11 protein-coding genes are annotated in these 7,306 nt (G+C 37.8%); 10 read left to right on the forward strand and 1 reads right to left on the reverse strand.

Annotated features, from left to right (window positions below; all coding sequences use genetic code 11):
• From DW931_RS15385 to DW931_RS15410, 6 genes are all read left to right on the forward strand, one after another.
• Positions 1 to 729, forward strand: coding sequence for a hypothetical protein (locus DW931_RS15385; RefSeq protein WP_207664455.1), 729 nt, complete (start codon positions 1 to 3; stop codon positions 727 to 729).
• 4 nt (positions 730 to 733) lie between these two features.
• Entirely contained in the window at positions 734 to 1,174 is a 441-nt protein-coding gene (locus DW931_RS15390; protein ID WP_118468468.1) for a hypothetical protein, read from the forward strand.
• Between the two features lie 49 nt (positions 1,175 to 1,223).
• Complete coding sequence (locus DW931_RS15395) at positions 1,224 to 2,246, forward strand: hypothetical protein (RefSeq protein WP_118468466.1); 1,023 nt, start codon at positions 1,224 to 1,226, stop codon at positions 2,244 to 2,246.
• 362 nt (positions 2,247 to 2,608) lie between these two features.
• Complete coding sequence (locus DW931_RS15400) at positions 2,609 to 2,986, forward strand: TnpV protein (protein ID WP_118468464.1); 378 nt, start codon at positions 2,609 to 2,611, stop codon at positions 2,984 to 2,986.
• 47 nt (positions 2,987 to 3,033) lie between these two features.
• Positions 3,034 to 3,594, forward strand: a complete 561-nt coding sequence (locus DW931_RS15405; protein ID WP_118468462.1) for a CPBP family intramembrane glutamic endopeptidase — start codon at positions 3,034 to 3,036, stop codon at positions 3,592 to 3,594.
• A 35-nt stretch (positions 3,595 to 3,629) separates the two neighbouring features.
• Positions 3,630 to 4,223 (forward strand): VanZ family protein, encoded by a 594-nt coding sequence (locus tag DW931_RS15410; RefSeq protein WP_118468460.1) that lies wholly within the window; start codon positions 3,630 to 3,632, stop codon positions 4,221 to 4,223.
• Between the two features lie 94 nt (positions 4,224 to 4,317).
• Here the strand turns inward: DW931_RS15410 and DW931_RS15415 are convergent, their stop codons facing one another.
• Positions 4,318 to 5,124: a helix-turn-helix transcriptional regulator gene (locus DW931_RS15415; protein ID WP_118468458.1), complete on the reverse strand. Its 807-nt coding sequence runs from the start codon at positions 5,122 to 5,124 to the stop codon at positions 4,318 to 4,320.
• 483 nt (positions 5,125 to 5,607) lie between these two features.
• Here DW931_RS15415 and DW931_RS15425 point away from each other — a divergent pair, with 483 nt between their 5' ends.
• The 4 genes from DW931_RS15425 (at position 5,608) to DW931_RS15440 (ending at position 6,937) form a co-directional block, all read left to right on the forward strand.
• Positions 5,608 to 5,796 (forward strand): hypothetical protein, encoded by a 189-nt coding sequence (locus DW931_RS15425; RefSeq protein ID WP_002304353.1) that lies wholly within the window; start codon positions 5,608 to 5,610, stop codon positions 5,794 to 5,796.
• Entirely contained in the window at positions 5,793 to 6,134 is a 342-nt protein-coding gene (locus DW931_RS15430; protein ID WP_005930726.1) for a DeoR family transcriptional regulator, read from the forward strand. Before DW931_RS15425 ends, DW931_RS15430 begins: the two co-directional genes overlap by 4 nt.
• Positions 6,127 to 6,423: a DUF3847 domain-containing protein gene (locus DW931_RS15435; RefSeq protein ID WP_002594808.1), complete on the forward strand. Its 297-nt coding sequence runs from the start codon at positions 6,127 to 6,129 to the stop codon at positions 6,421 to 6,423. Before DW931_RS15430 ends, DW931_RS15435 begins: the two co-directional genes overlap by 8 nt.
• A 301-nt stretch (positions 6,424 to 6,724) precedes the next feature.
• Positions 6,725 to 6,937 carry a DUF6199 family natural product biosynthesis protein gene (locus DW931_RS15440; RefSeq protein WP_118468456.1) on the forward strand — a complete coding sequence of 71 codons (213 nt, stop codon included), beginning with the start codon at positions 6,725 to 6,727 and terminating at the stop codon, positions 6,935 to 6,937.
• The last annotated feature ends 369 nt before the right edge of the window (positions 6,938 to 7,306 follow it).

Genomic DNA, 7,306 nt, shown 5'->3' on the forward strand with positions numbered 1-7,306 from the left:
TTGGCTGAAGCTGAAAATTTGGATATAACTGCAATATTGAATCATCTCAAATTAAGTGGTAATGAATGGAACGATATTCAGATTAGCCCGCAAAATGATATTAGAGTGTTGGCAAAGAAAGAAATTAAGATTATTCCATATAAAGAAGATGGGCATTATTCCATTTATAAGATAAAAAAATATGATAAAGTTGATTGTCTATTAGTAGTTGTTCATCTTTTGAGTAAAAAGACAAAATCTAATGAGGCACAATATAACCGTGCGAATGACATAGCTAGGGAATTGAATAAATATGAACAAGAATTTTTTGAAAATAATGAAAAACGGACAATTATAGTAGGGGATTTTAATATGCAACCATATGAGGCTGGAATATGTAGCGGTTATGGTTTTAATGCAACAATGTCAGCTAGTCATGCGGCTAAGAAAACTAGAAAAATTGATGGGAGAACAACATATCTTTATTTTAATCCTATCTGGGCTTTAATGGGTGCAAATAAATTAGTTCAAGGTTCTTACTATAATTCAGGAGACAAAGATGACCATGCAATATACTGGTATTCATTTGATTCAGTATTATTAAGACCATGTTATATTGATAAGTTTAACTGGGACTACTTTGAAATAATAGAAAAGACAGAGAATCACAACTTTGTTCCCAATACAACAATTGATAAAGAAAAATATTCTGATCATTTGCCAATAAAATTTGAAATTATAGGAGGATGAAAATATGGCTATAGATTTATGGGGATTTAAAAATGTAAAAGATTTGGAAAAAAATACTAGCGACTTTCCAGAAACAATCTTAAAAGAGCAGATATCTGCATTAGGAGATAAAACGGGATTTGTGCTTTATGGAAAACCTATTTATATGAAAGTGACAAATCATGAAGTTGAATATGGTGCAGCAACAATATTTAATGTAATAGTTCCGGCATTGGATGACTATAGTAAGACAGTGCTAATTATGTATTCTAATTTTGAACAGAATTATCCAGTTGCGATTTCAGTAGGGAAATCTTTCTCTGAGGATATGGATTTTTTTTGCCCGCAGTATGAATGTAAAAATATAGATGAATTTAAAGATGCATTGAAGAAAATCCTCAGTTCAGATGAAGTTATGGAAACCATTAAAACATTATATTCAAAGGCTAATATGTTGGGAAATTAAGCAGCATTAGTTAGCTCATTTATAATGGCTGCAGATAGGAGGTTATCAAATGTCACTTCAAGATATTTTACCATATAGATTACCGAATCATGTAGGAAAGCGTTTGATAGATCCGCATGTGGTCATTGTAGGTGCAGGTGCATCTATTGCTGCTTGTGAGATAGATAAAAATGGAAAGAAAGTTCCATTATTAAAAAATATACACAACATTCTTGGCCTTACGGATGAATTGAAAAAATATAATTTTTCGGATGAACAGATGGAGGATTTTGAAAAATTATTTTCTGATATAAATGGAAAAACTGAGTATAGAGATTTACAGAAAAAATTAGAATATGAAGTGTGCGATTATTTTAGCAAATTGCAGATTCCAGATGAACCAACATTATATGATTATTTGATTTTGTCGTTGACTGAAAAAGATGCAATAATATCATTTAACTGGGATCCATTTTTGATGCAAGCATATAAAAGAAATATATGTGTTGGGAATTTACCTGAGTTAATATTTCCGCATGGTAATGCTGGAGTCGGTTTGTGCTATGAGTGCAAAATAAAAGGGTATGCAAATTGTCTTTGTCCGAAATGTTTTAAAGAACTTGAGCAAATGCCATTGCTATATCCTATAGGAAAGAAAGACTATAATAGCAAGCCGATAATTGTTAATGAATGGAATTTGGCGAAATCTGTGTTGTCTAGGGCGGCGGGGATTACAGTATATGGTTATGGTGCTCCTGTTACGGATGTTGAAGCGGTGGAATTGATGAAATCAGCCAATCATTTAAGCCAGATGAAAGATATTGCTCCATTTACAATTATAAATTTGGCAAAAAATGAAGGTGAGCAGAGAAAAAAATGGTCTGAATTTTATGATGTAAAAATGTTTCTGTATTGTAATAAATTTGAAGAAACAATGCTGTGGAAAAATCCTAGAGTGAGTTTGGAAGCCTTGTTTGATGCGATTCTTCAGCAACAACCAAGAAGTGAAGAAAAGTCATTTAGAGAATTTTCAACGCTAACAGAGTTACAAGAATTTGTTAAGACCATTACAGAGTTTGATATGTGTATTTAAAATCCTTAGTAGTAAGCCTACCTCGTTTTACTACTAATTTTACTACTAACAGCCCGCAACAACTTGCTCCATCTTGCCCTATTTTGCCAAGATGCCATCCCAAACACACATTCTACAAATCCCCGGAATCCCTTGCAAAACAGGGCATTCCGGGGAAAATCAAGGAGAAATAAAACAATGATAAAAGTATTATTCATCTGCCACGGCAGGATTTACCGGGCATGATGAAAAGTCTCAAATCGTCTCATAAGCCCCGTTTTTAAGCGTTTTTTGTGCTTCAGTCTCAAATTTACCAAAGATTTACCAATATTTCTGGAGAGCCAGACTTGCAAAAAAATGAGCCAGAATGAGGAGATTAAAACATGAGCGAATTGAAACCAAGAATAACGGAAAACGGAATTGATTATATCTTTGTTGGAGATTACTACATCCCAGACCTGAAACTGCCGGAAGAACACCGCCCCATTGGAAAGTATGGACGGCTGCACCGGGAATATTTAAGGGAAATCCATCCAGCCCGATTGAACACATTGACCTTGACTGGGGAGTTATGGACATATCTTTCAGACCTGAACGAACAGGCACAGGAACGGTTAGACACCATCATGGAGCAGATGAAAATTGCCGAGGGCGTAACCGAGGAATTAAAGTGTACCCGTCAAATGGAATGGGTGCGGCGGTGCAATAATATCCACAATCGGGCAGAAGAAATTGTTTTGCATGAGATAATTTATTCATAATAGTATGGTGTCAGGATTATGACAAATCAGAGGTTAAAAGGTGCGTTATGTTAAAAAGCATAGGGTTATATTTTAGAAAAATAGACTTTCTGAATTTTGCAGTTGGAGCTATAATGCCAATCATTGTATTGTTTATAGTTTATTCATCAGTCAAATCAAATATAATTCTTCAAGACACTGATTTTTTATCACTGTTGATGAATCATAAAGGGAAATTCATATTTTACTTTTTCGTGTCCTTTATTGAAGAAGTTATTTTTAGAGGAATTATTTTTGGGCTGTTGCTGCAAAAATGTAAAAATAAGTATTTGAGTTGCGTAATAGCTGCACTTATTTTTACACTACCACATATTTTTAATACCGATAATATTTCTGTTCTGGTAATGTTTATTTTTCCTTTTCTATATGGAATATTTGCTAATGAAATGTTTTACACTACAAAGAGTATTTGGATGCCCACAGGATTTCATTGGTTATGGAATTATACAATAACAAGTTTGTTTCTTGTTACAGGAACACAAAGTTTCATATATGTACATATCATAGCAGCAATGATTATAATGATACCGTTGTTTTACATTGTTATTGGGAAAACACGCGTAGAATGATTATGACAAATTAGAAGTTTTGGAGGTAGAAAAACGTGTATAGAATATATAGTGCACTTATCGAAATTGTTGCGGCAGCTGTTTTTATAATTCCTATTTGGTGCATATATAACAAGTTATGTTTTCATAGCTGGAAACGAACTATTATTTATATGGTATTTGGGTTTTATTTTACTGCAGTCTTAGCACTTGTAGGCTTTCCTAATATAGCATCTCTGAAAATTGATTTTGCAGTGAACATTATCCCGTTTTTGGATATGGTTTCGGATTTCATTAATGCTTGTTTGAATATACTTTTATTTGTTCCATTTGGTTTCTTTTTGCCGATATTGTGGGATAAATTTAGAAACATTAAAAATATTGCCTTAATGGGATTTATAGTTACAAGTTTAATTGAAATATCACAGATTTTTACTTTTAGAACGAGTGATATAAACGATATTATTACAAATACTGTTGGTACTATAATTGGATATTTTATTGTACATAGGATAACTGATAATTTTACGAAGCGAATCTTTTCAAATTCAAAAATGGGTGACTTTTACATAATATGTGTATCGGTAGCACTTATTATGTTCTTCCTTCAACCATTTATTTCATCATTGTTATGGAAAATGGTGCTGTAACTTCCAGTTTTCCACTCTGAAAACTTAACTGAATAACCCCAGCACAAACCGCTGCTACATGGAAGCCAACAAACCATGCAACAGCGGTTTTTCTTTATCGTTTTTTCCTCTGGCTGATAGGCGTTCCCATTTTCTTTGACTTTTTGAGAATCCGAATTAGCCAGCGAAATTCTTCATCTGACAGATTTTTATAGTTGATACCAAGCTGTTTGCAGTAAAGGACAACGAGCTTTTCATCCCGGCTACCCTTGAAGTTTTCGACCGCTTCCAGATTTTCTTTCAGTTCATTGGCAACGGTGGTCTGGGGTGCACTCTCACTGTCCTTTTTATGGGCTTCTCGAATATCCCGGATAATGAGATTGAGGTCATCCCGTACCATGTGACTGAAATATTCATCATCACTGATATGGGCGGCTTGCAGCACTTTCAAATGGGGGTCATCTTCGCCGGGGCGATACCGTTCAATGATTTCATGCCGGACGGTATCAACAAGTGCATTGAGGTTTTGAATCTGCATGGTGGCAATCCCGTCCACATAAATCTCAATGTCTGCAAGAAACTTGATAAAATCCTTATGTGTGGCAAGTTCACACAGCAGACGGTTGTTAATCCGACCGCTTTTCAGAAGTGCTACCATCTCATCACTCAAATGCAGCTCCCTTAATGGCGTGTTGATCTCCGCCCGGTTCTCTGTCCGGCAAAAGAGATAATCGAGGGACACCTCATAAAAATCTGCCAGCAGGATAAGGTTGCCATGATTGATTTCCTTATAGTCATCTTTTTCATAACTGCCAAGAGCCGATTTTGAAATACCCGTTTGCTCTGCCAGTTCTTCCAGTTTTAATCCTTTGTTTAATCGTAAATCTTTTAGCCGTTCCTGTATTGTAGTAGCTCCGTTCATTGAAGCAGTTCCCCCTTCTGACAACATTTATAACCGTTGAATTGATTATACCATATCAATTCCGCAATCGTGGAAATTTCTGATTTTTACCCCTAATTCCTACTTTGTGGACATACGGCACAGGGCACAAAAATGTTCTATGATACAGGTAGTTCATCGATGGATTATTCCAATCGAATGACCAGCCTGTGTGGGATATGCTTCCCCGGCGATGTAGTGCCATGACTTTTGGCAGGGATGTGGAGGAACCCTGACCGAAACGAGCATACCAAAGGGAGCGATACGCCGCTGTGAGATTCAGGGGAGGAACGACACCGGGGAGAACTGGCGAACTGACACCGAAATGATACCGAAACACGACAATCTGATAGGGGGATAGTCTACCCTATCGCTGATACTTCGGGAGATTTTAGGCGGCTCTATGGCTGTAATTTTGCCGAAAATCGCCCCGAAACCATACACGAAAACGGAAGGAAGCGCAATATGCCGAGAATGAGCAAAAAGAGGAAGCATGAGCTTTCTTTTTACCTCAATGACCGGGGGCGTGTCACTTACAACGAATTATGCCGGAAATGCCAGCATGGGTGCAAGCAGAGCTTCCGGGCGGTTGTGATTGACTGCCCCCGTTATTTATCCAAACGAGCAAAGAAAAAGGAGGAACACACCGAATGAATTTTGAATTTATGACGATAGACACACCATTGCCGCCCTGTATGGCTTTTCCAAGAGCGTTGACAGGGTTTCCAGTCAGCAGCACCGCAAAGGTCATGTACTGCCGGATGTTGGACGCTATGCTCTCCAATGGGCAGGAGGACGAGAACGGAATCCTGTTTGTCTGCTTCCCTGTCACAGCCATTGCCGCAGTCCTGTCCCGCAGCTCTATGACGGTCAAGCGTTCTTTGAATGAACTGGAAAACGCCGGACTTATCATGCGGGTGCGTCAGGGCGTTGGAGAACCAAACAGGATTTATGTGTTGATACCGGGAAAGGAGGACGCTGCCCTTGCCTGATACCTCAAAGCTGGAAAAGCTCAACCGGGAGCTGGAGAAAAGCGAAAAGAAACTGCGGAAAGCCATCAATGATGAAAAGGCATTGCAGCACCAGTTAAAGCAGCTTACCCGAAAGGAACGGACGCACCGGCTCTGTACTCGTGGCGGTATGCTGGAAAGTTTTCTGCAAGAGCCGGAACGCCTGACAGATGATGATGTCATGCTGTTGTTGAAACTCATTTTTCACAGGCAGGACACGCAGGAACTATTGAAGAAACTGCTGGAACGGGAGAAGCCGGAAACCCCTTAGTTTACTAAGGGCGCAATTATACACCACCCAAAGGTTGGTGCATTGCGTTCTCCGAAGGCTCCTCGCCGGAGGGCTGTGATTTTCCGCAGTCATGGTCTGCTCCAAATCAAACAGGGGACGCTACGCTTCCCCTGCGCTGGCTGCCGCCAGCTACCCTTTTGTGGACTTGCCATCTGGGGACACCTTGCGCTGCAAGCTGTTCCCATCTGACAAGTTTCATAAAATACGCTATCTTTTCGATAGGTAATAAAGTATAATGAAATCAATAACAAACTGGACTTGAATAACGGGAGGGACGCCTATGTTATGGTCTATTAGTGGTGGAGTTATAATTTTTGTTTTAGGTGTGTTTATTTTTTTAAAGCCAGATTTAGTGTGGAAATTAACAGAAGCATGGAAATCTTATCGTGCAGATGAGCCATCTGAGTTATATCTGAAAACCACAAAAATTGGCGGTATTTTATTTGCTCTATCAGGAATTGTTATGATAATACTACCCTTTATTTTGAAATAATAACTTTCAGATTGCATGACGAGCGACAAATCAATTTTAGGAGGGATATAGATGCCGGTTATCGAGATTATAACGATTGTATTTGCAGCGATTACAATTTATTTGTGTTATGACGAATATAAAAAAGGAAAAATGAGTTTGAGGAATTTCAAAATAGTTTCTATATGCGAAAGTCTTGCGATTTTAGGAATGATATTTTTGATAATTTGCTGTTATTCAAATATGAAATTATAATGGGGAGCTAAAAATACGAAATGATGAAATATCAATGTCCTTGCTGCGGATATTTTACCTATAATGTTCCGGCAAATGAAGATTGTGGGTATATCTGTCCCGTTTGTTTTTGGGAGAATGACCCGTTCATTGCTT

Source organism: Clostridium sp. AM43-3BH (assembly GCF_003479985.1).
Classification (GTDB): domain Bacteria; phylum Bacillota; class Clostridia; order Lachnospirales; family Lachnospiraceae; genus Otoolea; species Otoolea fessa.

What these genes read in the sequence shown, in the direction of transcription:
- DW931_RS15440 (WP_118468456.1), top strand. Translation starts at nt 6,725, where the DNA reads ATGTTATGGTCTATTAGTGGTGGAGTTATAATTTTTGTTTTAGGTGTG.
- DW931_RS15430 (WP_005930726.1), top strand. Translation starts at nt 5,793, where the DNA reads ATGAATTTTGAATTTATGACGATAGACACACCATTGCCGCCCTGTATG.
- DW931_RS15395 (WP_118468466.1), top strand. Translation starts at nt 1,224, where the DNA reads ATGTCACTTCAAGATATTTTACCATATAGATTACCGAATCATGTAGGA.
- DW931_RS15400 (WP_118468464.1), top strand. Translation starts at nt 2,609, where the DNA reads ATGAGCGAATTGAAACCAAGAATAACGGAAAACGGAATTGATTATATC.
- DW931_RS15415 (WP_118468458.1), bottom strand. Translation starts at nt 5,124, where the DNA reads ATGAACGGAGCTACTACAATACAGGAACGGCTAAAAGATTTACGATTA.
- DW931_RS15390 (WP_118468468.1), top strand. Translation starts at nt 734, where the DNA reads ATGGCTATAGATTTATGGGGATTTAAAAATGTAAAAGATTTGGAAAAA.
- DW931_RS15405 (WP_118468462.1), top strand. Translation starts at nt 3,034, where the DNA reads ATGTTAAAAAGCATAGGGTTATATTTTAGAAAAATAGACTTTCTGAAT.
- DW931_RS15425 (WP_002304353.1), top strand. Translation starts at nt 5,608, where the DNA reads ATGCCGAGAATGAGCAAAAAGAGGAAGCATGAGCTTTCTTTTTACCTC.